The sequence below is a fragment of the Acidovorax sp. GW821-FHT10E03 genome (assembly GCF_059415205.1).
Map to the genome: position 1 here is coordinate 25,204 of NZ_JBWKMU010000021.1, position 21,829 is coordinate 47,032.

General features: G+C 66.9%; 30 protein-coding genes. 6 read left to right on the forward strand and 24 right to left on the reverse strand.

Going from position 1 to position 21,829, the window contains the following annotated elements; all coding sequences use genetic code 11:
• Positions 1 to 93: 93 nt before the first annotated feature.
• From AC07OD_RS27665 to AC07OD_RS27680, 4 genes are read right to left on the reverse strand one after another with little or no spacing between them, the layout of a single operon-like run.
• Positions 94 to 324 carry a hypothetical protein gene (locus tag AC07OD_RS27665; RefSeq protein WP_255591960.1) on the reverse strand — a complete coding sequence of 77 codons (231 nt, stop codon included), beginning with the start codon at positions 322 to 324 and terminating at the stop codon, positions 94 to 96.
• Entirely contained in the window at positions 317 to 982 is a 666-nt protein-coding gene (locus AC07OD_RS27670; protein ID WP_218298024.1) for a response regulator transcription factor, read from the reverse strand. Before AC07OD_RS27670 ends, AC07OD_RS27665 begins: the two co-directional genes overlap by 8 nt.
• 5 nt (positions 983 to 987) lie before the next feature.
• Positions 988 to 2,403, reverse strand: coding sequence for an HlyD family type I secretion periplasmic adaptor subunit (locus AC07OD_RS27675; RefSeq protein ID WP_492254419.1), 1,416 nt, complete (start codon positions 2,401 to 2,403; stop codon positions 988 to 990).
• 1 nt (position 2,404) lies between these two features.
• Positions 2,405 to 4,567, reverse strand: a complete 2,163-nt coding sequence (locus AC07OD_RS27680) for a type I secretion system permease/ATPase (RefSeq protein WP_492808077.1) — start codon at positions 4,565 to 4,567, stop codon at positions 2,405 to 2,407.
• Between the two features lie 136 nt (positions 4,568 to 4,703).
• Here AC07OD_RS27680 and AC07OD_RS27685 point away from each other — a divergent pair, with 136 nt between their 5' ends.
• From AC07OD_RS27685 to AC07OD_RS27695, 3 genes are all read left to right on the forward strand, one after another.
• Entirely contained in the window at positions 4,704 to 5,450 is a 747-nt protein-coding gene (locus AC07OD_RS27685) for an AraC family transcriptional regulator (RefSeq protein ID WP_218341843.1), read from the forward strand.
• A gap of 146 nt (positions 5,451 to 5,596) precedes the next feature.
• Positions 5,597 to 6,430, forward strand: a complete 834-nt coding sequence (locus AC07OD_RS27690; RefSeq protein WP_218298020.1) for a DMT family transporter — start codon at positions 5,597 to 5,599, stop codon at positions 6,428 to 6,430.
• A gap of 75 nt (positions 6,431 to 6,505) precedes the next feature.
• Entirely contained in the window at positions 6,506 to 7,111 is a 606-nt protein-coding gene (locus AC07OD_RS27695) for a class I SAM-dependent methyltransferase (RefSeq protein ID WP_494598532.1), read from the forward strand.
• 66 nt (positions 7,112 to 7,177) lie between these two features.
• Here AC07OD_RS27695 and AC07OD_RS27700 read toward each other — a convergent pair whose 3' ends face one another.
• The 6 genes from AC07OD_RS27700 to AC07OD_RS27725 form a co-directional block, all read right to left on the reverse strand.
• A complete protein-coding gene (locus AC07OD_RS27700; protein WP_369641151.1) occupies positions 7,178 to 8,422 on the reverse strand; it encodes an MFS transporter in 1,245 nt (414 codons plus the stop codon).
• A gap of 186 nt (positions 8,423 to 8,608) precedes the next feature.
• Positions 8,609 to 10,366: a phosphoenolpyruvate--protein phosphotransferase gene (ptsP, locus tag AC07OD_RS27705; protein ID WP_218298017.1), complete on the reverse strand. Its 1,758-nt coding sequence runs from the start codon at positions 10,364 to 10,366 to the stop codon at positions 8,609 to 8,611.
• Positions 10,363 to 10,632, reverse strand: coding sequence for an HPr family phosphocarrier protein (locus AC07OD_RS27710; protein ID WP_218298016.1), 270 nt, complete (start codon positions 10,630 to 10,632; stop codon positions 10,363 to 10,365). The genes ptsP and AC07OD_RS27710 overlap by 4 nt, the downstream gene beginning before the upstream one ends.
• Positions 10,601 to 11,053: a PTS sugar transporter subunit IIA gene (locus AC07OD_RS27715; RefSeq protein ID WP_218298015.1), complete on the reverse strand. Its 453-nt coding sequence runs from the start codon at positions 11,051 to 11,053 to the stop codon at positions 10,601 to 10,603. Before AC07OD_RS27715 ends, AC07OD_RS27710 begins: the two co-directional genes overlap by 32 nt.
• Entirely contained in the window at positions 11,050 to 12,321 is a 1,272-nt protein-coding gene (locus AC07OD_RS27720) for an MFS transporter (RefSeq protein WP_494598533.1), read from the reverse strand. Before AC07OD_RS27720 ends, AC07OD_RS27715 begins: the two co-directional genes overlap by 4 nt.
• Complete coding sequence (locus AC07OD_RS27725) at positions 12,318 to 12,872, reverse strand: hypothetical protein (protein WP_494598534.1); 555 nt, start codon at positions 12,870 to 12,872, stop codon at positions 12,318 to 12,320. Before AC07OD_RS27725 ends, AC07OD_RS27720 begins: the two co-directional genes overlap by 4 nt.
• Positions 12,873 to 13,032: 160 nt before the next feature.
• Between AC07OD_RS27725 and AC07OD_RS27730 the strand changes: the two genes are divergently transcribed.
• On the forward strand, positions 13,033 to 13,536 hold the full coding sequence (locus tag AC07OD_RS27730; RefSeq protein ID WP_218298012.1) for a TlpA disulfide reductase family protein: 504 nt from the start codon (positions 13,033 to 13,035) through the stop codon (positions 13,534 to 13,536).
• 230 nt (positions 13,537 to 13,766) lie between these two features.
• Here AC07OD_RS27730 and AC07OD_RS27735 read toward each other — a convergent pair whose 3' ends face one another.
• Complete coding sequence (locus AC07OD_RS27735) at positions 13,767 to 14,222, reverse strand: c-type cytochrome (protein ID WP_494598535.1); 456 nt, start codon at positions 14,220 to 14,222, stop codon at positions 13,767 to 13,769.
• Between the two features lie 167 nt (positions 14,223 to 14,389).
• Between AC07OD_RS27735 and AC07OD_RS27740 the strand changes: the two genes are divergently transcribed.
• Complete coding sequence (locus AC07OD_RS27740; protein WP_218341848.1) at positions 14,390 to 15,073, forward strand: cytochrome b/b6 domain-containing protein; 684 nt, start codon at positions 14,390 to 14,392, stop codon at positions 15,071 to 15,073.
• Between the two features lie 49 nt (positions 15,074 to 15,122).
• A complete protein-coding gene (locus tag AC07OD_RS27745; RefSeq protein ID WP_218298009.1) occupies positions 15,123 to 15,614 on the forward strand; it encodes a GNAT family N-acetyltransferase in 492 nt (163 codons plus the stop codon).
• Positions 15,615 to 15,681: 67 nt separating this feature from the next.
• On the opposite strand, the gene AC07OD_RS27750 is transcribed toward AC07OD_RS27745, so the two are convergent.
• The 13 genes from AC07OD_RS27750 to AC07OD_RS27810 form a co-directional block, all read right to left on the reverse strand.
• Positions 15,682 to 16,188: a peroxiredoxin gene (locus AC07OD_RS27750; RefSeq protein ID WP_218341849.1), complete on the reverse strand. Its 507-nt coding sequence runs from the start codon at positions 16,186 to 16,188 to the stop codon at positions 15,682 to 15,684.
• A 134-nt stretch (positions 16,189 to 16,322) separates the two neighbouring features.
• Entirely contained in the window at positions 16,323 to 16,592 is a 270-nt protein-coding gene (gene rpsQ, locus AC07OD_RS27755; protein WP_218298007.1) for a 30S ribosomal protein S17, read from the reverse strand.
• A gap of 9 nt (positions 16,593 to 16,601) precedes the next feature.
• Positions 16,602 to 16,796, reverse strand: coding sequence for a 50S ribosomal protein L29 (rpmC, locus tag AC07OD_RS27760; RefSeq protein WP_008906429.1), 195 nt, complete (start codon positions 16,794 to 16,796; stop codon positions 16,602 to 16,604).
• A gap of 16 nt (positions 16,797 to 16,812) precedes the next feature.
• On the reverse strand, positions 16,813 to 17,229 hold the full coding sequence (rplP, locus tag AC07OD_RS27765; protein WP_218298006.1) for a 50S ribosomal protein L16: 417 nt from the start codon (positions 17,227 to 17,229) through the stop codon (positions 16,813 to 16,815).
• A 2-nt stretch (positions 17,230 to 17,231) separates the two neighbouring features.
• Positions 17,232 to 18,113 (reverse strand): 30S ribosomal protein S3, encoded by an 882-nt coding sequence (gene rpsC / locus AC07OD_RS27770; RefSeq protein WP_142149114.1) that lies wholly within the window; start codon positions 18,111 to 18,113, stop codon positions 17,232 to 17,234.
• Positions 18,114 to 18,128: 15 nt separating this feature from the next.
• On the reverse strand, positions 18,129 to 18,461 hold the full coding sequence (gene rplV, locus AC07OD_RS27775; RefSeq protein ID WP_007847806.1) for a 50S ribosomal protein L22: 333 nt from the start codon (positions 18,459 to 18,461) through the stop codon (positions 18,129 to 18,131).
• Between the two features lie 9 nt (positions 18,462 to 18,470).
• Positions 18,471 to 18,746 (reverse strand): 30S ribosomal protein S19, encoded by a 276-nt coding sequence (rpsS, locus tag AC07OD_RS27780; protein ID WP_010467177.1) that lies wholly within the window; start codon positions 18,744 to 18,746, stop codon positions 18,471 to 18,473.
• A 10-nt stretch (positions 18,747 to 18,756) separates the two neighbouring features.
• On the reverse strand, positions 18,757 to 19,581 hold the full coding sequence (gene rplB, locus AC07OD_RS27785) for a 50S ribosomal protein L2 (protein WP_010467175.1): 825 nt from the start codon (positions 19,579 to 19,581) through the stop codon (positions 18,757 to 18,759).
• Positions 19,582 to 19,583: 2 nt separating this feature from the next.
• Positions 19,584 to 19,898, reverse strand: coding sequence for a 50S ribosomal protein L23 (gene rplW / locus AC07OD_RS27790; protein WP_007847815.1), 315 nt, complete (start codon positions 19,896 to 19,898; stop codon positions 19,584 to 19,586).
• A complete protein-coding gene (rplD, locus tag AC07OD_RS27795; RefSeq protein ID WP_008906425.1) occupies positions 19,895 to 20,515 on the reverse strand; it encodes a 50S ribosomal protein L4 in 621 nt (206 codons plus the stop codon). Before rplD ends, rplW begins: the two co-directional genes overlap by 4 nt.
• Positions 20,515 to 21,189 (reverse strand): 50S ribosomal protein L3, encoded by a 675-nt coding sequence (gene rplC / locus AC07OD_RS27800; protein ID WP_218298005.1) that lies wholly within the window; start codon positions 21,187 to 21,189, stop codon positions 20,515 to 20,517. The genes rplD and rplC overlap by 1 nt, the downstream gene beginning before the upstream one ends.
• A 225-nt stretch (positions 21,190 to 21,414) precedes the next feature.
• Positions 21,415 to 21,726 carry a 30S ribosomal protein S10 gene (rpsJ, locus tag AC07OD_RS27805; RefSeq protein ID WP_005796953.1) on the reverse strand — a complete coding sequence of 104 codons (312 nt, stop codon included), beginning with the start codon at positions 21,724 to 21,726 and terminating at the stop codon, positions 21,415 to 21,417.
• A 26-nt stretch (positions 21,727 to 21,752) separates the two neighbouring features.
• Positions 21,753 to 21,829 (reverse strand): EF-Tu C-terminal domain-related protein (locus AC07OD_RS27810; protein WP_198556962.1); only part of this gene is annotated, 77 nt, incomplete at its 5' end.

Consider the following 21,829-nt stretch of genomic DNA (forward strand, 5'->3'; position numbering starts at 1 on the left):
CGGCATGTGACTGATGTCAGTGAAGGCTACTGACGCCGCCCCGTATCCACTATTGGACTTAGGTCCACTTTTGGGTCCGCCGGCCCCGGAAACTCAAATAGTTTCGTTGCCCGAATCGTCACCCAATAGATCCAGGCTATTGCTCAGGCGGGCCCGGGTCTCCTTGCGCTCCAGGAGCTTGTTCTGCGCGGCCAGCGGCAGGTCGGTGAAGCGGATCACGCCGCGCACGATGAGCAGATCTATCAGGTCCTCGGTCACCCGGGCCAGCCCGGCGTCGGAGGAGCTCAGCGGATTGCCGTGGGGCGGCAGGCTCTTGTCAGGCATGGGATGCGGGCCCCTGTGCAACCTGCGGGCCCTGGTTCATGCGCAGCACGAGCTGCACCCGGTCGCGCACGCCGAGCTTCTCGAAGGTGGCCCCCAGGTGCGCCTTGACGGTGCGCTCCGAGATGAACAGCCGGTCCGCGATCTCCTTGTTGGACAACCCCTGGGCCACCGCGCGCGCGACCTCCAGCTCCCGCGAGGACAGCCGCAGCTGCAGGTCCTGGTGCGCCTGTGGCACGGCGTGCGGCGCCGTCAGGCCCGCGGTGGCGGCGGCCAGGCGCGACACCAGTGCCCGGCCCACCCACAGGCCGCCGTGCTGCACCACCAGCGCCACTTCCTGCAGCATCTCGGGCACGGCAAACAGGTGGCAATAGGCGCGAGCGCCTTCGTTGATGGCCTTCAGGCCTTCGCGGTCGTCCGGTACGCCGGTGGCCACCACCACGCGCGCGCGCTTGTCCGACTGGACCAGTTCGCCCAGCAGCGCCGGCCACTCGGGGTACTCGGTGCTCAGCCACACGATGGCCGAGCGCCCCCCGCCGCCGCCGCGCAGCGCGGCCACCATGGCGGGCCACTGCGCCTTGTCGATGCGCGTGCCCTGCGGGAATGCGGCCCCCCAGCGGTCCAGGGACTGCGGCACATCGCTGGCCAGGTAGTGGTTCATCGCATTCACCTCTCGGACAAGGCGTTCGCCTTGGCGCGCAGCACCGGCTTGAGCAGGTAGGCCAGCACGGTCTTCTTGCCCGTGAGGATGTCCACCTGCGCCACCATGCCGGGGATGATGGGCAGGTTCGCCCCCAGGCTAGCCTTGCGCGTGCGCACGCGCACCAGGTAGTTGGCATTGCCCTTGTCATCGACGACCGAGTCCGCGCTGATGTTCACCACCTCGGCCGCCAGGCCGCCGTAGATCGAAAAGTCGTAGGCCGTGAACTTGACCATGGCCTCCTGGCCCGGGTGCAGGAACGCGATGTCGCGCGGACTGACCTGCGCCTCCAGGATGAGCGCGTCGTCCAGCGGCACGATCTCCACCACCTCCTTGCCAGGCTGCACCACGCCGCCCACGGTGTTGACCAGCAGGCGCTTGACGGTGCCCCGCACCGGCGAGCGGATGTCCGCGTGCTTGACCTTGTCGGCCAGCGCCCGGCCGCCCTCGGACAGGCTGGAGAGCTTGCTCATGGTCTCCGACAGCTCGGCGCTCATCTGGTTGCGGGCCGTGAGCTGCACCTCCTCGATGCGCCGCGAGGCCTCCTGGATCGCGGCCTGCACGCGGGATATCTGCGCATCCGCCTGCTCGCGGTCGCCGCGCAGGCGCGCCACCTCGCGGTCCAGCCGCAGCACCTCCACCTCGGACACCGCGCCCGTGGCCACCATGGGCCGCGTGGCGTTCAGCTCCTTGAGCATCAACTCCAGGCCACGCTCGGCCTGCTCCTTGCGGGCACGCACCTCATTGAGCTCCTGCTGGCGCTGCAGGAGCTGGTTCTGCGAGATGGACACCTGCGCGCTGATCTCCTCGCGCCGCGAGCGGTACAGGCGCATCTCCTGCGCAACGATGTCCGGCGCGTCCCGCAGGAGGTCCGGCGGAGGAATGAATGTGCCGCCCTGCGTCAGTGCCTGCAGGCGCAGGGCCTTGGCCTGCAGCGCGAGCAGGCTCGCCCGGCTTTCCAGCATGTTCGACATGAACCGGGTGGAGTCCACGCGCAGCAGCAACTGGCCCGCTTCGACGATCTGCCCCTCCCGCACCGGCAGCACTTCCACGACGCCGCCATCCACGCTCTGGATGACCTGCACCTGGCTCGTGGGCACCACCTTGCCGTCGCCCCGCGTGACTTCGTCGAGCTCCGCATACGCGGCCCAGAGCACCAGCAGCAGCAGAAAGAGCACCGCCAGGCGCAGAAGGACCCGGGCGCGCAGGGGCTCCTGCTGCAGCCGCGCCCAGTCGGCATCGTCCGCCCAGTCCAGCGTGTCGGCCGCGCCCGTGGGCGTCAGGCGCCGGACCATGCGCCCGAAGACGGATTCGCTGGCCGCCCCGCCCGTCCTGACGGCACGGCCGATCTGCTCGAAGGCTTTCTCGTTGAGTTCGGCCATCTCACACCGCCTTTCCGATGCGGCCCTGGCGCAGGGCCTGCACCACCTGCTCCTTGGGGCCATCGGCCACGATGCGGCCCGCGTCCATCACGATGATGCGATCCACCAGGGCCAGCAGCGAGGTCCTGTGGCTGATGAGCACCAGCGTGCGCCCCTTCGAGAAATCGGCCAGCCTGCGCTTGATGTCCTCCTCGCTGGAATGGTCCATGGACGAGGTGGGTTCGTCCAGCAGCAGCACCACGGGATCGTTGATGACGGCGCGCGCGATGGACACGCCCTGCCGCTGCCCGCCCGACAGCGACTCGCCCCGCTCCCCCACCAGCATGTCGAAGCCCTGCGGGTGCGCATTCACGAGCGGCAGGATGCCGCCGATCTCGGCCGCCCGCACCACGGCCGCGTCGTCGGCCAGCGGGGCGCCCAGCGTGATGTTCTCGCGCAGCGAGCCATAGAAAAGCACCACGTCCTGCTGCACGTATCCCACCTGGCGGCGCAGCTCGGCGGGGTCCAGCTGGCGCTGGTCGATGCCGTCGATGAGCACCGCGCCCAAGGTCGGCCGGTACAGCCCCAGCATCAGCTTTTGCAGCGTGGTCTTGCCCGAGCCGATGCGCCCGAGGATGGCCACCCGCTCGCCGGGCTTGATGGACAGCGTCACGTTGCGCAGCGAGGCCGTCTGCTGGCCCGGGTAGGTGAAGCCGACATCCCTGAACTCGATCGCGCCCTGCAGCCGCCCCCGGCTGATGAAGCTGGCGCCCTCGGGGCGGTCCACCTCGCGCTTCATCATCTCGTTGAGCGAGGTCAGGGCCGTCGATGCCGTGTGGTACTGCACGAGCAGGCCCGCCACCTGCCCCACCGGCGCCATGGCCCGCGACGCGAGCATGGTGCATGCGATCAGCCCCCCCATGGTGAGCTGGCGCTCGCCGATCATGTGCACGCCCACGATCACGATCACCAGGTTGATGAGCTGCTGCAGGAAGGCCGAGGTGTTGCTGGCCGTGGCCGACAGAAGGCGCAGCTGCACGCCCACGCGGGCCAGCAGCGCCGTGCTGCGCTCCCACTTGCGCTGCAGGGGCGCCTCCGCGCCCAGCGCCTTCACGGTCTCGAAGCCCACCAGCGCCTCCACCAGCGTGGCATTGCGCTGCGCGCCCGCGCGGTAGGTGGTTTCGGACAGCGCGTGCATGCGCCCCTGCACGGCCAGGGCGTAGAGCAGCATCACCGCCGCGCCGCACAGCAGCGGGATCAGCATCGGCCACGAGATCCAGCCGATCACCACGATGAAGATCAGGCCGAACGGCAGGTCGATGAACGCCACGACGGACGCCGAGCTGATGAAGTCCCGCACCGACTCGAACGAGCGCAGGTTCGACGCGAACGAGCCCGCCGAGGCCGGCCGCTGCTCCATGCGCGTGCCCAGCACCTTTTCCATGATGTAGGCCGACAGCTTCACGTCGGCACGGCTGCTGGCCAGGTCCACGAAGCGCCCGCGCAGCGTGCGCAGCACCAGGTCGCCCACGAGCATGATGGACAGCCCCAGCGCCAGCACCCACAGGGTGTCGATGGCGTTGTTGGGCACCACCCGGTCATAGACATTCATCGTGAAGATGGGCATGCCCAGGGCGAACAGGTTGGCCAGGAAGGCGGCCATGAGCACGTCGCGGTACAGCCCGTGGTTTTCGGCCAGCACGGTCCAGAACCAGTGCCCATGGCGGCCCGCCCTGACCTGCGGGGCGCGCGCATCGAAACGCTGGGAAGGGCGCACATACACCGTGGTGCCCAGGTAGTCCGCCTCCAGCGCCGCGCGCGACACCTGGATGGGCGCGTCCCCCAGTTCGGGCAGCACGACACGCGCTTCGCTGTGGCCGTCGCTCCAGCCCAGGAGCACGCACGCGCGCTCGCCCTGCAGCAGCAGGACCGCCGGGAGCAAGGCGTCCTTGACGCGGGTCAGCGGCTCCCGAACGAGACGGCTGCTCATGTGCGCGCGCTGGGCCGCACGGGCAAAGAGGCCGGGGGTCAGCCGGTGGTTTTCAGCAGGCAACCCGGCCATCACCGCCTCGGGCGTCGAAGGCAGGCCGTGGGCCTTGGCAACAATGAGCAGGCACGCCAACAGCTCGTCGGAACCGCTGCCTGAAAGTTCTGCAGGCTGCGCCAAGCCCGCACTTGAAACCATATGAATTCCTTGTTGCCACTTGTTGAAATTCACTCTAGCAACATAAATTCAAAGCGCGAAGGAAAAAATCGCCACCCCGGCGCGCGCCCGCCCGGCTGGTGGTCCGTGTGCGGTTGCAGCAAAATCCACGGTGCACATGCCCTCCTCCGAACAGCTTTCGCTGCGCCGCTACGGTGCCTCTCCCGGCAGCCACAGCCATGACCACTTCCAGGTCCTGCTGGGGCTGTCCGGCGCCCTCGACCTCGAAGTCGAGGGGCGCGGCGTGCGCGTCAGCCCCGGCGGGGGGTGCGTGATCGCCCCGGGCGACCGCCATGACTTCGAGTCGGCGCGCGGCAGCCTGTGCCTGGTGCTCGACAGTGCGCAGCCCGGATGGGCGCGCTGCCTGCGGCCGCACGGCCAGGGCGCCAGCGCGCCCCCCGCCGAGGCCCTGCCGCTGGCGCACTACCTGGCGGGCGCACTGCAGCAAGGCCGCCCCCTGGCGCAGGCCCACGGCCCGGCGCTGTTGCTGGAGGCGTGGCTGGCAGGCTCCGGCCCCCGCGCCTGGCCCCCCGGCCTGGCACCCTCGCGCCAGCGGCCGATCGACTGGGCCGCGCTGCGGCAGTGGGCCGCCCAGCAGTGGGACGGGGCGCTCTCGGTCGCCGACCTGGCCGCGCGCGTGCACCTGAGCCCCAGCCAGTTCGCGGCCCGCTGCCGCGACGAGCAGGGCCTGGGGCCCATGGCCTGGCTGCGCGGCCAGCGGCTGGCACAGGCCCGGCTGCTGCGCGGCGGCGGGATGGCCGTGGCCGAAGTGGCGCAGCGCACGGGCTACCGTTCACCCTCGGCGCTGACCGCGGCGCTGCGGCGCCAGGCGGGCGCGGCGGGGAGCCCGGGCCCCGGTGAATGAACCGGCGAATGGGTGAGTGAGCAAATGAATGGATGCATGGATCGGTGAGGGGATGACCGGTGCGGCGCCGCCGCACCGCCGCTGCGCGACGAGCGGCCGCCGTTGCGCGACGATGCGGGCCGCCGCTCGCGCATACAGTCAAGCCCATGCAAGCCAATCTCTATGCCCTCGGCGCCATCGCCCTGTGGGCCTCGCTCGCCTCGCTGGGCGTGTCGCTCACCCACATTCCGCCGTTCCTGCTCACGGGCATCGCGCTCATCATCGGCAGCGTGCCGGCCTGGCCCTTCGTGCTGCGCGATCCGTCGCAGTGGCGCATTCCGGCGCGCACGCTGGCGCTGGGGGTGTACGGCCTGTTCGCCTACCACTTCCTGCTGTTCATCGCGCTGCGCCACGCGCCGCCGGTCGAGGCCAACCTGGTCAACTACCTGTGGCCGCTGTTCATCGTCGTGCTCTCGCCCGTGGTGCTGCCCGGCGTGTCGCTGCGCACGCCGCATGTGCTGGCGGCACTGCTGGGCTTTGGCGGGGCCGCCATCGCCATCGCGGGCGGGCGCGCGCTGAGCGGCACCCTCGCCTGGGGCTACCTGCCGGCGCTGGCGGCGGCCTTCATCTGGGCCACCTATTCGCTCATGACCAAGCGGGTGGCGGCGTTCCCCACCACCGCCATCGGCCTGTTCGGGCTGGTGTCGGGCGTGCTGTCGCTGCTGTGCCACGCGCTGCTGGAGCCCGCCGTGGCGCTGCAGCCGCGCGACTGGGCGCTGCTGGCCGTGCTGGGCCTGGGCCCGCTGGGCGCCTCGTTCTTTCTGTGGGACAAGGCACTCAAGCTGGGCGACGCGCGGCACATCGGCATCCTGAGCTACATCACGCCGCTGGCGTCCACCGCGCTGCTGATCGCGGTGAGCGGCCGCCCGTTCACCTGGAGCATCGCGCTGGCCACGGTGATGATCATCGGCGCGGCCGTGATGGGCATGCGAGCGCGCTGATTCAATCAAAATGGCCCAGACGCTTGCCCATCAAGCGCTGATAGCTATCTATCCGATAGCAAACCCGATCTTCGCATGGACACCCTCCCCATCCCCGGCACGGCGGGCTATGGCACGCACGCCGCCGCGCTGGCGGCGCAGTATGAAAGCATTGCGTTCGCCGATGTGCACCGCAGCACGCTGCACCTGTTCCCGCGCACGCCCAGCCGGGTGCTCGACATCGGCGCGGGCTCGGGACGGGACGCAGCCGCGCTGGTGCGCGCGGGCCACCATGTGGTGGCCGCCGAGCCCACGGCGGCCTTGCGGCAGGAGGGGCAGCGCATCCACGCGGGGCTGCCCATCGAGTGGGTGGACGACCACCTGCCCGCGCTCACCGGCCTGCGGGGCCGCCAGTTCGACCTGGTGCTGCTGACCGCCGTGTGGATGCATCTGGACGCCGCGGAACGCACCGCCGCCATGCGGGCCGTGGCGGACCTGCTCGCGCCGGGCGCGCTGGTGGTGATGTCTCTGCGCCATGGCCCCGTGCCCCGGGGGCGGCGCATGTTCGACGTGTCGATGCAGGAAACGGCGGCGCTGGGCGCACGGCACGGGCTGGCCACCGCGCACAGCGGCACGCGGGACGACGCCCAGGGGCGGCCGGACGTGCGCTGGAGCGTGCTGGCCCTGCGGCGGCCCGTGTGAATCTGCATCCAGCGGGCCTCCCGTGCTTGTCCGGAAAGCGCGAAAAGCTATCTATTCAGGAGCAATTCACGGCATGCGCGGGTCCGCGCGCTCCCGGCGCACGCGCAGGTAGAGCCAGCCGGTGATGGAGAGGTTCAGCAGGTTCCAGCCGATGCCGTTGAGAAAGGCGGCGTGGTAGCTTCCCGTGGCGTCGAATATCCAGCCGGAAAGCCAGCCGCCCAGCGCCATGCCGACGAGCGTGGCCATGATGACGCCCCCCACCCTCACGCTCGCCTGGCCGGGCGGGAAGTACTCGCGCACGATGATGGCGTAGGTGGGCACGATGCCGCCCTGGAACAGCCCGAATAGCCCCGAGATGACGTACAGCGGCACCAGGCCGTCGTAGGGAAGGAAAAGCACGAGGGCGATGCCCTGCAGCGCCGACCCCAGCAACAGGGTGCGGATGCCGCCGATGCGGTCGCAGATCAGCCCGAAGACCAGGCGGCTCACGATGCCGCAGGCCAGCATGAGCGACAGCATCTGGGCGCCCTGGGCGGCGCCGAAGCCCAGGTCCGTGCAGTAGGCCACGATGTGGACCTGCGGCATGGCCATGGCGACGCAGCACGCGATGCCTGCCAGGCACAGCAGCGCCATCGCGTGGTTCGGAGCCAGGCCGAAAGGGCGGGCACGGTCCGGCGCCGCCCGGTTCGCGCCCGCTGCCGCAGACGCCGGAATCGCGGGAGGGCGCTGGCGCATGCGCAGGGACAGCGCGAGCATACCCACGCCGCAGATGCTGCCCAGCACCATGTAGGTAGGCCGCCAGCCGATGGAGTCGACGCCGTATTGCACGATGGGCGGCCAGACCGCGCCCGCCACATAGTTGCCGCTGGCGCACACCGCCACCGCGATGCCCCGCCGGCGATTCCACCAGAGCGCCGTATCGGCCAGCAAGGGCGCGAACGTCGCGGAGCCGCCAATGAACCCCATCACCGCGTGCGCCAGACCGAAAGCCCAGATGCTGCCCGACAGGCTCGCCCCCATGAAGCCGCCAAACACCGCCAGGGCACCCAGCCAGAGCACGGGCATCAGGCCGTGGCGGTCCGCCAGCCGCCCTGTCCATAGCCCGCCCAGGCCCAGGCAGACCATCATCAGGGTATAGGGCAGCGAGGCGCTGGCGCGGCCGATTCCGAACTCGCTCTGCACCGCCGGAAGCACCACCGACACCACGTACATGCTGCTGTTCCCCAGCACGACGAGGCCCAGGGTCGCAAGAAGCCGCCGCAGGGCCTGGGGCGAGTCGATGAGGGACGGGTCTGCGTGGGCAAGCTGCATGGGAGGCATGGGTTTTTCTGGATGCAGCGCAGGCCATCAGAACGGGCGGGGAGAAGTGCATCCGCCGGCCTTGCAGGCTGGCGGACGCCGCGCTTCACTTTTCAAAAAAAATCTGGCAAAACCGGCCCCTGGCGCCGGTCCATCAAGCGCAGAAAGCTATCAATTGAGGAGCATTTCAGCACCACCCTACGGCGCCAGCGCGGCCGCGGGTTCATCCCCCTCCAGCACCTGGCGCGCCCACGGCGCGAGCTTGCGCGTGTCGGCGCGCAGCACCTCCTGCTTGATGGCCAGGATCTGCGCGGGGTGCATGGAAAAGCTGCGCAGGCCCAGGCCCAGCAGCAGGCGCGTCATGGTCACGTCGCCGGCCGTTTCGCCACACACGCAGACGCTCTTGCCCTGGCGTTCGCCCTCGGCGATCACATCGCCCACCAGGCGCAGCACGGCGGGGTGCAGCGGGTCGTACAGGTGCGCCACCGCCTCGTCCGCGCGGTCGATGGCCAGCGTGTACTGGATCAGGTCGTTGGTGCCGATGGAGAGGAAATCGAAATACCGCAGGAAGGTGCGCACCATGAGCGCCGCCGCGGGCACCTCGATCATCGCGCCCAGCTGCACCGGGCCGTAGGGCACGCCGCGCGCATCCAGCTCGGCGCGGGCCAGGTCCACCTGCGCGATGGTCTGCTGGATCTCGTGCGTGTGCGCCAGCATCGGGAACAGCAGGTTGACCTTGCCATGCGCCGCCGCGCGCAGCACGGCGCGCAGCTGGGTGCGGAACATGGCCGGGTCGGCCAGGCTCCAGCGGATGGCGCGCAGGCCCAGGGCCGGGTTCAGGTAGCTGTCCTTGTGGCTCTTGTGGTCCAGCGGCTTGTCGGCGCCCACGTCGATGGTGCGGATGGTGACGGGCAGGCCCTGCATGCCGTCGATGGCTTCGCAGTAGGCGCGGTACTGCTCGTCCTCGCCGGGCAGGTTGCCGCTCTTGCCCATGAACAGGAACTCGCTGCGGAACAGGCCCACGCCCACGGCGCCGGCGCGCACGGCGGCGGCGGCGTCGCCCGGTTGCTCGATGTTGGCCAGAAGCTCGATCTTGTGGCCGTCGAGCGTGATGGCCGGGGTGTGGCGCAGCCGGGCCAGGCGCTCGCGTTCCAGCTCCACCTGGCGCTGGCGAAAGCCATACTCGGCCAGGATGATGGGCGACGGGTCCACGATGACCACGCCCGCATCGCCGTCGATGATGACCCAGTCGTCCTGGCGCACCAGCTGGCTGGCCGCGCGCGCGCCCACCACGGCCGGAATGTCCATGCTGCGCGCCACGATGGCGGTGTGGCTGGTCTTGCCGCCCACGTCGGTCACGAAGCCCGCGAACACGCTCTGCTTGAACTGCAGCATGTCGGCGGGCGAGAGGTCGTGCGCGACCAGCACCAGGGGCACGTCCACCGTGTCGTCGAGCAGCAGGTCCTGCTGGGTCTTGCGGCGCGGGCTGCTGGCGGGGGGCGCCACGGGGCTGGCCACGCCCTTCATGTAGCGCAGGATGCGCTCGACCACCTGTTCCAGGTCGGCCTTGCGCTCGCGCAGGTATTCGTCCTCCATCTCGTCGAACTGGCGCGCGATGACTTCGAGCTGCGTGGTGAGCGCCCACTCGGCGTTGTACAGGCGCTCGGTGATCCAGTGCTTGACCCCGCCCGTGAGGGCCTCGTCCTGCAGCAGCATCAGGTGCACGTCGAGCAGCGCGGTCAGTTCATGCGGCGCATCGGCGGGCATCTCCACCTGCAGGCGCTGCAGTTCCTCGACCACGGCATTGCGCCCGTTGCGCACCCGCTCGATCTCGCCCTCGATCTGCTCGGGTTTGACGAAATAGTGCGCCACGTCCACCCGGCTGGACGCCACCAGCACCGCACGGCCGATGGCGATGCCGCGGGCGACTGCGAGACCGTGGACGGAGAAGGTCATTCACCCTCGCCAAACTTGTCGGCAATCAGTGCCAGGAGCCCGTCCATGGCCTCCTGTTCGCGCTCGCCGCTGGTTTCGATCTCCACCTCGGTGCCCATGCCGGCGGCCAGCATCATCACGCCCATGATGCTCTTGGCGTTGATGCGCCGGTCGCCACGGCTCATGAAGACATCGCAGGGAAAGCTGCCGGCCAGCTTGGTGAGCTTGGCCGACGCGCGGGCATGCAGGCCCAGTTTATTGTTGATGGTCGTACGGGTCTTGATCATGTCGGTTGCGGGTATTCTGGTTCTGCGGTGCGGAGATGGCCACCTGCATGACGCCCTGGGTGCCTCCCACCACGGCGCGGGTGACCACCGAATCAAGGGGCTCGTGGCGGTAGCTCACGGCCCGCAGCAGCATGGGCAGGTTGGCGCCCGTCACCAGGCGCGAGCGCACGTTGCCGATGAGGCGCTGCGCAATGTTGCAGGGCGTGGCGCCGAACACGTCGGTGAGCACCAGCGTCGAATCCGCGCCCAGTTGATCGAGCATGATGCGGGCCTGCGCCAGCGACTCCTCGGGCGGCTGGTTGGGCTGCACGTCGAGCGCGGACACGCTGCCCCCGCAGTCGGGGAACACATGCAGCGCGCATTCGCGCAGCGCATGGGCCAGCGGGGCGTGGGCGATGATGAGGATGCTGGTGGTGCTCATGGCGCGGTGGTTTGCAGCACATTATGGCGCCGCCCCCGCAGCAGGAACCACGCGTAGGCGCCCGCGTTGCACGCGAGGTACACCGCCATCGCGGCCTGGAAGGACTGCACCGCGGACAGGCCCGCGGCGGCGAAGGCGTCCACCGCCAGGCCGATGCCCCACTGCACCACGAACACCCCCGCAAAAATCACGAGGTTGTAGGCCGACAAGGCCCGCCCCGCGAGCGCCTGCGGGAACGCCATGGCCACCGCGGGCTGCGACAGCGATACGAACGTGCACGACATGCAGAACAGCGCCCACGCCCCGCCCCCGGCCCGGGGCCCCGCCACGATGGTGCCCAGCAGCACCACCAGGCACAGCGGGAGGCCCGCCGCCATCAGGCGGTCGGCCCCCAGCCCTTTTCGCAGCAGCCAGGGGTTGAGCATGCCCCAGGTCCAGAACGTGCACAGCATGGAGACATTGATCCAGAAGAGGCCCGTGGCGGCCTCCAGCGGCGTGTAGCCCGCCACGCGCTGCATCCAGGGCCCGGCCCACAGGGTCTGCATCGCCACCATGCCGCCGTACACGAAGAACCCCAGGGGCGCCAGGCGCTGGAAGTAGGGATGGCGCCACACCATGGCGTAGCCATGTTCCGCGCCCTCGGTGGCCCCGGCAGGAGGCACCGGTCCGTCTGCCCGCGGGGTGGTGGCGCCCCAGGCCGGCACCCAGACGGCAATCACCACCATCGATACCGCGATCAGCGCGGCCAGGACCCAGAACAGGGGCCGCCATCCCACCAGCGGCAGCGCCCACTGCACCGGCAGCGTGGACGCCACCATGCCCAGCGAGCCGGTCATCAGCATCCACGAGTTCGCCCGCATCTGCAGGGTGGGCTCGAACCAGCGCCGGTAGCCGGTGAGGGGCGCCATCAGGCAGGCACTGACGCCGGCGCCGCACAGCACGCGGCCGGCCAGCAGGCCCGAGAACCCCGTCGCCACCGAGAACACCAGGCTGCCCACCACGGCCACGCCCAGGAAGCCGAGGGCGACCTTCTTGGGCCCGTGCCGGTCCAGCCAGGTGCCCAGCGGCAGCTGCGTGGCCGCGAACCCCAGGAAGTACCCCCCGGCCAGCAGCCCCAGGTCGCTGGCGTGCAGCGAGAACTCCTGCGACAGCGTGGGCGCCAGGGTGGCCGTCACCGCCCGCACCAGGGCCGACAGGAAATACGCGAAGGCAAACGCCAGGAAGACAATCACCGCGGCCCGCCGCGGCAGCACGCCGGGGGCCGTCATTGGAGCGTGAGCCCGGCAAAGAACTGGTCGGCCACCTCGGGGCGGGGCTTGGGGGTGTAGACCACCGCGTGGTACAGCCGCACCTGCGGGCCCACGGCGCGCGCGAACCACACGGCCTGGGCCGTGACGGCGCTGCCATCCGGGCGCTGGCCCTGAACCACGGTGCGCACCGACTGGGGCAGGGGCAGCACGCCCGGCGGCGCGTACGGCGTGTCGACCGCGCGGGCGGCCGCGCCGTTGCCCAGGTTGGCGATCGCGGCCGCCCGCCAGTGCGTGAGCGCCGCGCCCACCTGCGCGGGGTCGGCCAGCGCGGCATGCGACACCGCAAAGGTCGCGCCATCCGCATCGCAGCCCGCCATGGCCAGCTCGACGGGCGAGCCCGCCAGCTCCACCGGGCGCACGGCCCGGTCGGGCTTGCAGGGCAGCGTGATGGTGATGGCCGCCTCGGGCAGCGGCACGCTGCGCCAGTTGAGCGCGGGGCTGCAGCCTGCCAGCCACGCCAGCAGGAGCATGGGCGGCAAGGCGGCCGCGCGGGTTGGTGTTCGGTTCATGGGCCGATTATCGGCACAGCACGCAGCGCGGGCCGCGTGCGCCGTTTTGCGCGAACTTTTGCGCAGCACACGACTCCACCCAAGCTGCGACAATCGGGGCACCGGCTGCGGCCGGGTTTCGGCGCGGGCCCGGCCCACAGTTCTGGATGGATAGGAAGTCATGGCGATCAAGCATTGGGCAGCAGGTGTGGCGGTGGCGGCGTTCGCGGCCGTGGGCGCCTATGTGTACCTGGATACGGGCCGCTCCGTGGCGCCGGAGTCGAACTTCGTGCTGCTGGACGGCTCCAGCAAGTCCACCGCCGATCTGCGCGGCAAAGTCACGCTGGTGAATTTCTGGGCCACGAGCTGCACCACCTGCGTGGCCGAGATGCCCGAGATCGTGGCGACCTACAACAAGTACCACGCCAAGGGCTTCGACACCCTGGCCGTGGCCATGAGCTACGACCCGCCCAGCTACGTGGTGAACTTTGCCGAAACCCGCAAGCTGCCCTTCCAGGTCGCCATCGACAACACCGGCAAGGTGGCCCAGGCCTGGGGCGATGTGCGGCTCACGCCCTCGACCTTCATCGTGAACAAGCGCGGCGAGATCGTGAAGACCTACGTGGGCGCACCCAACTTCCCCGAGCTGCACCAGCTCATCGAAAAGCTGCTGGCCGAGACCTGAGCCGCTACGGCACCTTCAAAGGCAAAAGGCCGATTTCATGCGAAATCGGCCTTTGTCGCTTATGGGTTCAGCGCAAACAGCTACCATTTTAATAGCATACGCATTGAGCGCACGCGGCCCCGGCCAGCGGACGCCGCACAAGGGCTGCCCCGCCGCGCTGGCGTCGCCCCCCTCTCCCGGAGCGCGCAGAGAGAAGGGAGAAGCGGCAACGCCGCTCAGGGCGACGCACTTTACTTGGCGCGGTAGTTGTCGTGGCAGGCCTTGCAGGTGCCCGCGGCAGCGCCAAAGGCCGTCTTCAGGTTGTCCAGGCTGCCGGTCTTGGCCGCGGCGGCCAGCTTGACGGATTCGGCCTCGAGCTTCTCGGAGTGTTCCTTGAACTTGGCCTGCTCGGTCCAGATCTCGGGCAGCGCCTTGGTGGGAGCGCCCTTGTCCGTGCCCGCCCCGAAGCCCGCCCAGGGCAGCTTGGCCATGTTGGCCACCACATCCGCGTTCTCCTGCGCCGCCTTGGCGTCGAATGGAATGCGCCCGTTGACCATGGCACCGAGCCGGCCAAAGTGCTGGCCCATCACGAAGAGTGCGCTCTGGCGGTATTTGATGGCGTCCTCGGCCTTGGCGAACTGGGCGGAGGCCGGTGCCGACACGGTCAGCGTGGCAGCGGCAAGGGCGAACGCGGCAAGTGCTTTCATGGGGGTATTTCCTTTTTTCGTGGGGGGTAAATGCAAAAACCTTTTGACCCGCAGGGAGTATGCCGGTTTACCACGGGTTTCGCAGCGGCGCCCTCCTTCCGGGTTTACCCCGCCTCCTTCACAATGCGGCCATTCCCCTCCTCCTCAACACCCAGCCCACCGCCACCATGACGCAGCAGCACACCGTACGCATCTGGGACCTTCCCACCCGCATCTTCCACTGGACCCTGGCCGCCTGCGTCGTGGCCCTGGTGGTCACGGCCAAGGTGGGCGGCAACGCCATGGAGTGGCATTTCCGGCTGGGCCACGTGGTGCTGGCGCTGCTGGTGTTCCGCGCCGTCTGGGGACTGATCGGCGGGCGCTGGTCGCGTTTCGCGAGCTTCCTGTACTCCCCCGCCCGGCTGCTGCGCTATGTGCGCGGCGCGGCGCACGCCGAGGACAGCATCGGCCACAGCCCCCTGGGGGCGCTGTCCGTGTTCGCGCTGCTGGCCGTGCTGGCCGCGCAGGTGGCAACCGGCCTGCTCAGCGATGACGAGATCGCCTTTGCCGGCCCGCTCACCCGGTTCGTTCCCAATGCGGTGGTGGGCCAGGCCACGGGCTACCACAAGGAAATCGGGCAGTACCTGGTGCTGGCGCTGGTGGCCTTGCACCTGCTGGCCATCGTGTTCTACGTGCTGGTGCGCAAGCAGCGCCTGGTCAAGCCCATGCTGCACGGCGACAAGCTGCTGGCGGCGCCCGCGCCTGCATCGCGCGACGATCTGGCCACCCGGGTGGTCGCGCTGGTGGTGCTGGGACTGAGCTTCGGGCTGGCCTGGTGGGTGTCGACACTGGCGGCGGCGCCCGGGTTCTGAACCGAACTGGCTACACTGCGGCTTCCGTCGTTTCACACCACTTTGTGCCTTGGACAAGCCTGCCGTCACCCTGCGGATCCCCTCCTCGCCTGCCGAGCTTCAGGCGGTCCGCGACATCTTCCGCGAATACGCCGACACCCTGGGCGTCGATCTGTGCTTTCAGGACTTCGAGAGCGAGCTGGCCCACCTGCCCGGCGACTATGCCGCGCCGCGCGGTGCCCTGCTGCTGGCCGAGGTGGAGGGTGCGATAGCGGGCTGCTGCGCCCTGCGGCCGCTGGATGCGGCCGACTACCCCAATGCGAGCGAGATGAAACGCCTGTACGTGCGCAAGGCGTTCCGTGGATTCGGCCTGGGCCGCGAGCTGGCCGAAGCCATGCTCGACCTCGCGCGGCAGGCAGGCTATGCCTGTGTGCTGCTCGATACCCTCGACGACATGGAGTCGGCGCGCGCGCTGTACACCGACCTGGGCTTCGAGGAGATTCCGCCCTACTACCACAACCCCATTGCGGGGGCCCACTACCTCAAGGTCGATATCTTCTGAGGTTTTTGGGCTCTGGCGCCTGGTTCACAAGCGCCAGAAGCTACCAATTGAATAGCAAATCAGGGCATCACGCCCTGGCCTGGGCCAGCAGGGTGTCGGCGTCGCTCACCTCGAACTTGCCAGGGGCCTCCACGTTGAGCGTGACCACCTTGCCATCGCGCACCAGCATCGAATAGCGGTTGCTGCGCAGGCCCAGGCCCTTGCCGTTCAGGTCCAGCGTCAGGCCGGTCGCCTTGGCGAAGGTGGCATCACCGTCGCCCAGCATGCGCACCTTGCCGTCGGTCTTCTGGTCGCGCGCCCAGGCACCCATCACGAAGGCATCGTTCACGCTCACGCACCAGATCTCATCCACGCCGGCGGCCTTGAATTCGGCTGCCTTTTCCACGTAGCCAGGCACGTGCTTGGCCGAGCAGGTGGGCGTGAAGGCGCCAGGCAGCGCGAACAGGGCAATCGTCTTGCCTGCCGTGGCCTTGTCCACCGGCACGGGATTCGGACCGATGGAGCAGCCTTCGCCCTCGACTTCCGAGTATTCCATCAGGGTGCTGGCTGGCAGGGTGTCACCGACTTTGATCATTGATCTCTCCTTGGGTTGCTGGGGGTATTGAACACATTCGCCTGCAGGCCTGCAAAAAAACGCGGCCCACAAAACAAAACGACCCACATTGTGGGTCGTTTTGAGGGGCTGTGCTGCCTGTAAGCCGGGAGGGCTTAGAGCAGGCCGGCCTTTTGCACCAAGCGGGTGGCAACCCAGTTCTTGGTCTTGGAGAGCGGACGGCTCTCGGTGATTTCGATCACGTCGCCCAGCTTGTACTCGCCCTTTTCGTCATGGGCGTGGTACTTGCTCGACTTCGCAACGATCTTGCCGTAGAGCTCGTGCTTCACACGGCGCTCGACCAGCACGGTCACGGTCTTTTGACGCTTGTCGCTGACCACCTTGCCAACCAAGGTGCGCTTGAGGGATTTTTTAGGTTCCGTCATGTGGGCTCCTTACTTGGCGGCTTGCTTTTCAGCAAGAATGGTCTTGGCACGGGCGATATCGCGGCGGGTGGTGCGCAGCGTGTTGGTGTTACCCAGTTGCTGCGTGGCCTTTTGCATGCGCAGGCCGAAATGGGCCTTCTGCAGCGCCTTGATTTCGGCTTCGATGCCGGCGACGTCTTTTTGGCGCAGTTCAGTAGTCTTCATTGCTTGTTCTCCTGAATTACGCGCCGATCAGGCGGCTGACGAACGTGGTGCGCAGCGGCAGCTTGGCGGCAGCCAGGCGGAACGCTTCACGGGCCAGTTCTTCGGGCACACCGACGATCTCGAAAACGATCTTGCCGGGCTGGATTTCGGCCACGTAGTACTCGGGGTTGCCCTTACCGTTACCCATACGCACTTCTGCGGGCTTGGTAGAGATTGGCTTGTCCGGGAACACGCGGATCCAGATACGGCCGCCACGCTTGACGTGACGGGAGATTGCACGGCGTGCAGCCTCGATCTGACGGGCCGTCAGACGGCCACGGTCGGTGCACTTCAGACCGAAATCACCGAACGCAACGGAGGAACCCCGCGTTGCGACACCAGTGTTACGGCCCTTTTGCTCCTTGCGGTATTTGCGGCGAGCAGGTTGCAGCATAGTTATTCTCCTTTACCGTCCGCTGCTGTAGCGGGCGCGGCGACTTTGCGTACGCGCTTAACGGCGGTGTTATCAGCGCCACCAGCTTCCGCTGGCTTGTCGCTGCCGTCGGCCGGAGCGGTGTTGCCACCGACAGGACGACGTGGGCCACGGCCTGCGCCTGGACGGTCGCCACCTGGGCGGCCATCACGGCGTGGACCGCGTGGGCGGCGCTCTTCGTCTGGACGAGGCGTTTCCACGGCGGGCAGGTCATTGCGGCCCAGCGTGTCACCCTTGTAGACCCAGACCTTGACGCCGATCACACCGTAGGTGGTCTTGGCTTCAGAGGTACCGTAGTCGATGTCCGCACGCAGCGTGTGAAGTGGCACGCGGCCTTCGCGGTACCACTCGCAGCGAGCGATTTCGATACCGTTCAGACGGCCGGACGACATGATCTTGATGCCCTGGGCACCCAGACGCATGGCGTTCTGCATGGCGCGCTTCATGGCGCGGCGGAACATGATCCGCTTTTCGAGCTGTTGCGTGATGCTGTCGGCGATCAGCTTGGCATCGATTTCAGGCTTGCGCACTTCTTCGATGTTCACTGCGACGGGCACGCCCAGGCGAGCAGCGAGTTCCTTCTTCAGGTTCTCGATGTCTTCACCCTTCTTGCCGATCACCACACCAGGACGAGCCGAGTAAATGGTGATGCGGGCGTTCTTGGCAGGACGCTCGATCAGGATGCGCGACACGGCGGCGTTCTTCAACTTGGCCTTCAGGTACTCACGCACCTTGATGTCTTCGGCCAGCATGCCCGCGAAATCGCGGTTGCTGGCGTACCAACGGCTGGACCAGTTGCGGCTGACCGCAAGGCGGAAGCCGGTAGGATGGATTTTCTGTCCCATAGTCTTCCCGAGCCTTTAGTTGCCAACCGTCACGTACACATGGCACGTGGGCTTGCTGATGCGATTGCCGCGGCCTTTGGCGCGCGCGGTGAAGCGCTTGAGCGTGGTGCCTTGTTCGACGTAGATGGTCTTGACCTTCAGTTCGTCGATGTCGGCGCCATCGTTGTGTTCGGCGTTGGCGATGGCCGACTCCAGAACCTTCTTGACGATTCCCGCAGCTTTTTTCTGCGTGAAGTTCAGGATGTTCAGAGCCTGGTCCACCTTCTTGCCGCGGATCAGATCGGCGACCAGACGGCCCTTGTCGACCGACAGACGGACGCCCCGGAGGACTGCACGTGTTTCAGACATGGTCGTTCCTTACTTCTTCGCTTTTTTGTCAGCGGGGTGACCCTTGAAGGTGCGCGTCAGGGCGAATTCGCCCAGCTTGTGGCCCACCATCTGGTCGGTGACATAGACAGGTACGTGCTGCTTGCCGTTGTGCACGGCAATGGTCAGACCGATGAACTCGGGCAGAACCATGGAGCGACGCGACCAGGTCTTGACTGGTTTCTTGTCCTTGGTGGCAACGGCCTTTTCGACCTTGGCCAGCAAGTGATGGTCAACAAATGGACCCTTTTTAAGAGAGCGAGTCATCTGTTACCCCTTACTTCTTGCGACGCGACACGATCATGATCTGTGTGCGCTTGTTGTTACGGGTGCGATAACCCTTGGTCAGATTGCCCCAAGGATCGACTGCATGGCGGCCTTCGCCGGTGCGGCCTTCGCCACCACCGTGAGGGTGATCCACCGGGTTCATGGCAACGCCGCGAACCGTGGGACGAATACCCATCCAGCGCTTCACACCGGCCTTGCCCAGTTGGCGCAGGCTGTGTTCTTCGTTGGCCACTTCGCCAATGGTGGCGCGGCATTCGATGTGGATCTTGCGAACTTCACCCGAGCGCATGCGCACCTGGGCGTAAACGCCTTCGCGGGCCAGCAGCGTTGCCGAAGCACCTGCCGAGCGGGCGATCTGCGCACCGGCACCGGGCTTGAGCTCGATGCAGTGGATGGTCGAACCCACGGGGATGTTGCGGATCGGCAGCGTGTTGCCAGCGCGGATCGGGGCTTCCGAACCGGACAGCAGGGTTGCGCCCACTTCCAGGTTGCGGGGAGCGATGATGTAGCGGCGCTCGCCATCGGCATAGCACACCAGAGCGATGTGGGCCGTACGGTTGGGGTCGTACTCGATGCGCTCAACCTTGGCCGGAATGCCGTCCTTGTTGCGCTTGAAGTCCACCACGCGGTAGTGGTGCTTGTGGCCACCGCCCTTGTGGCGGGTGGTGATGTGACCGTTGTTGTTACGGCCGGCCTTCTGGAATTGTGGTTCCAGCAGGGGGGCGTACGCTTCACCCTTGTACAGGTGGTCACGCGTGACCTTCACCACGGCACGTTGGCCGGGCGAAGTGGGTTTCATCTTGATGACAGCCATGATTACGCGGCCTCCCCGGAGAGGTTCAGCTCTTGACCTGGCTGCAGCGTGACGTATGCCTTGCGAACGTTGTCGCGGCGGCCGACGGTCTTGCCGAAGCGCTTGGTCTTGCCTTTGGTGTTCACCACAGAAACGCCCTTGACCTCGACCTTGAACATCAATTCCACAGCGGCCTTGATTTCTGGCTTGGTAGCGTTCTGCAGCACCTTGAACGTCACAGCATTGGACTTCTCGGCAACCATGGTGGCCTTTTCGGACACGATGGGAGCGACCAGCACTTGCATCAGACGACCTTCGTCAAACTTGAGTGTGCTCATGCGAACATCTCCTTGAGTTTGTCGATTGCACCCTTGGTGACGAGCACTTTCTTGAAACGGACCAGCGACACGGGATCTGCGTAACGGGGCTCGACGACGAGCACGTTCACCAGATTGCGCGAAGCCAGGTACAGGTTTTCGTCCACTTCATCGGCGATCACCATCACCGATTGCAGGTTCATCGCCTTGAACTTGTCAGCCAGGACCTTGGTCTTGGGCGAATCAAGCTTCAGGGAGTCGACCACAGCCAGACGGCCTTCGCGGGCCAGCTGCGACAAGATGGCAGACATACCGGCGCGGTACATCTTCTTGTTGATCTTCTGCGTGAAGTTTTCGTCAGGCATGTTCGGGAAAATCCGACCGCCCCCGCGCCACAGTGGCGACGAGGTCATACCTGCACGTGCGTTACCCGTACCCTTTTGCTTGAAAGGCTTCTTGGTCGAGTGACGGACTTGCTCGCGGTCCTTCTGGGCGCGAGTGCCTTGGCGGGCGTTGGCCTGATAGGCCACCACGATCTGGTGCACCAGATCTTCGTTGTATTCACGACCGAACACGGTTTCAGGAACATCCAGCTTGGATGCGCCCTGGCCTTGGTCATTCAGGAGTTCGAGCTGCATTAGTTCGCTCCTTTGGAGGCTTTGGCCTTGACAGCTGGACGCACCGTCACGAACCCACCCTTGGAGCCCGGAATAGCGCCCTTGATCAAGAGCAGTTGACGCGCTTCGTCGATGCGGATCACATCGAGGTTTTGCGTGGTCTTGGTGACATCGCCGAGGTGGCCCGTCATGCGCTTGCCGGGGAACACGCGACCTGGGTCTTGTGCCATACCGATCGAGCCAGGCACGTTGTGCGAACGGCTGTTACCGTGCGACGCGCGCTGCGAGCTCATGTTGTGGCGCTTGATGGTACCGGCGTAGCCTTTACCGATCGAGGTGCCTTGCACGTCGACCTTCTGACCCACGGAGAACACGGACGTCACAGCCACCGAGGCGCCAGCTTGGTACTGGGCTGCGGTATCGGCGGTCACGCGGAATTCCTGGATGATTTCACCGGCTTCCACACCTGCCTTGGCAAGGTGGCCGGCTTCTGGCTTGGTCACGCGCGATGCTTTGCGCGAACCGAACGTGACCTGCAGGGCCACGTAGCCATCGTTCTCTTGGGTTTTGATCTGGGTAACGCGGTTGTTGGACACATCCACCACCGTGACAGGCACTGCGTCCCCATCATCGGTGAACAGACGCATCATGCCCACTTTGCGACCCAGCAACCCGAGGGAGTTGCTCAGACTCATTGGTTTTCTCCAAAACTCTCACCGCCGCAACTTCAATTGGCTACGGCGTTTCCGCAAGCTCTCGCCTGCGTGCATGAAAGAAGGTTAATAAAACTCCGCACGGCCGGCACCTTTTCAAAGGCGCAAATCGAGCGAAGCCCTAAAGTATAACGCGAACTGCTTTCGCAAGCAAGTTCGCGTTATTTCGGACCTTGCGGGGTGGGCGAACCCACCCCGCAAAAGCCATTACTGCAGCTTGATTTCGACGTCCACGCCCGCGGGCAGGTCGAGCTTCATCAGGGCGTCCACGGTCTTGTCCGTAGGGTCCACGATGTCCATCAGGCGCTGGTGCGTGCGGATTTCGAGCTGGTCGCGGCTGGTCTTGTTGACGTGCGGCGAGCGCAGGATGTCGAAACGCTTCATGCGCGTCGGCAGGGGCACAGGGCCCTTGACGATGGCGCCGGTGCGCTTGGCGGTGTCAACGATCTCGGCAGCGGACTGGTCGATCAGCTTGTAGTCAAACGCCTTCAGGCGGATGCGGATTTTTTGCTTGGACATGGCAAGTTCCTTGTTCTGCTTATGAATTAAGCAATGATCTTGGCCACGACGCCAGCGCCGACCGTACGGCCGCCTTCGCGGATGGCGAAGCGCAGGCCTTCTT

Coding starts and splice junctions, on each gene's coding strand:
- AC07OD_RS27665 (WP_255591960.1), bottom strand. CDS start 324: ATGCCTGACAAGAGCCTGCCGCCCCACGGCAATCCGCTGAGCTCCTCC.
- AC07OD_RS27670 (WP_218298024.1), bottom strand. CDS start 982: ATGAACCACTACCTGGCCAGCGATGTGCCGCAGTCCCTGGACCGCTGG.
- AC07OD_RS27675 (WP_492254419.1), bottom strand. CDS start 2,403: ATGGCCGAACTCAACGAGAAAGCCTTCGAGCAGATCGGCCGTGCCGTC.
- AC07OD_RS27680 (WP_492808077.1), bottom strand. CDS start 4,567: ATGGTTTCAAGTGCGGGCTTGGCGCAGCCTGCAGAACTTTCAGGCAGC.
- AC07OD_RS27685 (WP_218341843.1), top strand. CDS start 4,704: ATGCCCTCCTCCGAACAGCTTTCGCTGCGCCGCTACGGTGCCTCTCCC.
- AC07OD_RS27690 (WP_218298020.1), top strand. CDS start 5,597: ATGCAAGCCAATCTCTATGCCCTCGGCGCCATCGCCCTGTGGGCCTCG.
- AC07OD_RS27695 (WP_494598532.1), top strand. CDS start 6,506: ATGGACACCCTCCCCATCCCCGGCACGGCGGGCTATGGCACGCACGCC.
- AC07OD_RS27700 (WP_369641151.1), bottom strand. CDS start 8,422: ATGCAGCTTGCCCACGCAGACCCGTCCCTCATCGACTCGCCCCAGGCC.
- ptsP (WP_218298017.1), bottom strand. CDS start 10,366: ATGACCTTCTCCGTCCACGGTCTCGCAGTCGCCCGCGGCATCGCCATC.
- AC07OD_RS27710 (WP_218298016.1), bottom strand. CDS start 10,632: ATGATCAAGACCCGTACGACCATCAACAATAAACTGGGCCTGCATGCC.
- AC07OD_RS27715 (WP_218298015.1), bottom strand. CDS start 11,053: ATGAGCACCACCAGCATCCTCATCATCGCCCACGCCCCGCTGGCCCAT.
- AC07OD_RS27720 (WP_494598533.1), bottom strand. CDS start 12,321: ATGACGGCCCCCGGCGTGCTGCCGCGGCGGGCCGCGGTGATTGTCTTC.
- AC07OD_RS27725 (WP_494598534.1), bottom strand. CDS start 12,872: ATGAACCGAACACCAACCCGCGCGGCCGCCTTGCCGCCCATGCTCCTG.
- AC07OD_RS27730 (WP_218298012.1), top strand. CDS start 13,033: ATGGCGATCAAGCATTGGGCAGCAGGTGTGGCGGTGGCGGCGTTCGCG.
- AC07OD_RS27735 (WP_494598535.1), bottom strand. CDS start 14,222: ATGAAAGCACTTGCCGCGTTCGCCCTTGCCGCTGCCACGCTGACCGTG.
- AC07OD_RS27740 (WP_218341848.1), top strand. CDS start 14,390: ATGACGCAGCAGCACACCGTACGCATCTGGGACCTTCCCACCCGCATC.
- AC07OD_RS27750 (WP_218341849.1), bottom strand. CDS start 16,188: ATGATCAAAGTCGGTGACACCCTGCCAGCCAGCACCCTGATGGAATAC.
- rpsQ (WP_218298007.1), bottom strand. CDS start 16,592: ATGACGGAACCTAAAAAATCCCTCAAGCGCACCTTGGTTGGCAAGGTG.
- rpmC (WP_008906429.1), bottom strand. CDS start 16,796: ATGAAGACTACTGAACTGCGCCAAAAAGACGTCGCCGGCATCGAAGCC.
- rplP (WP_218298006.1), bottom strand. CDS start 17,229: ATGCTGCAACCTGCTCGCCGCAAATACCGCAAGGAGCAAAAGGGCCGT.
- rpsC (WP_142149114.1), bottom strand. CDS start 18,113: ATGGGACAGAAAATCCATCCTACCGGCTTCCGCCTTGCGGTCAGCCGC.
- rplV (WP_007847806.1), bottom strand. CDS start 18,461: ATGTCTGAAACACGTGCAGTCCTCCGGGGCGTCCGTCTGTCGGTCGAC.
- rpsS (WP_010467177.1), bottom strand. CDS start 18,746: ATGACTCGCTCTCTTAAAAAGGGTCCATTTGTTGACCATCACTTGCTG.
- rplB (WP_010467175.1), bottom strand. CDS start 19,581: ATGGCTGTCATCAAGATGAAACCCACTTCGCCCGGCCAACGTGCCGTG.
- rplW (WP_007847815.1), bottom strand. CDS start 19,898: ATGAGCACACTCAAGTTTGACGAAGGTCGTCTGATGCAAGTGCTGGTC.
- rplD (WP_008906425.1), bottom strand. CDS start 20,515: ATGCAGCTCGAACTCCTGAATGACCAAGGCCAGGGCGCATCCAAGCTG.
- rplC (WP_218298005.1), bottom strand. CDS start 21,189: ATGAGTCTGAGCAACTCCCTCGGGTTGCTGGGTCGCAAAGTGGGCATG.
- rpsJ (WP_005796953.1), bottom strand. CDS start 21,726: ATGTCCAAGCAAAAAATCCGCATCCGCCTGAAGGCGTTTGACTACAAG.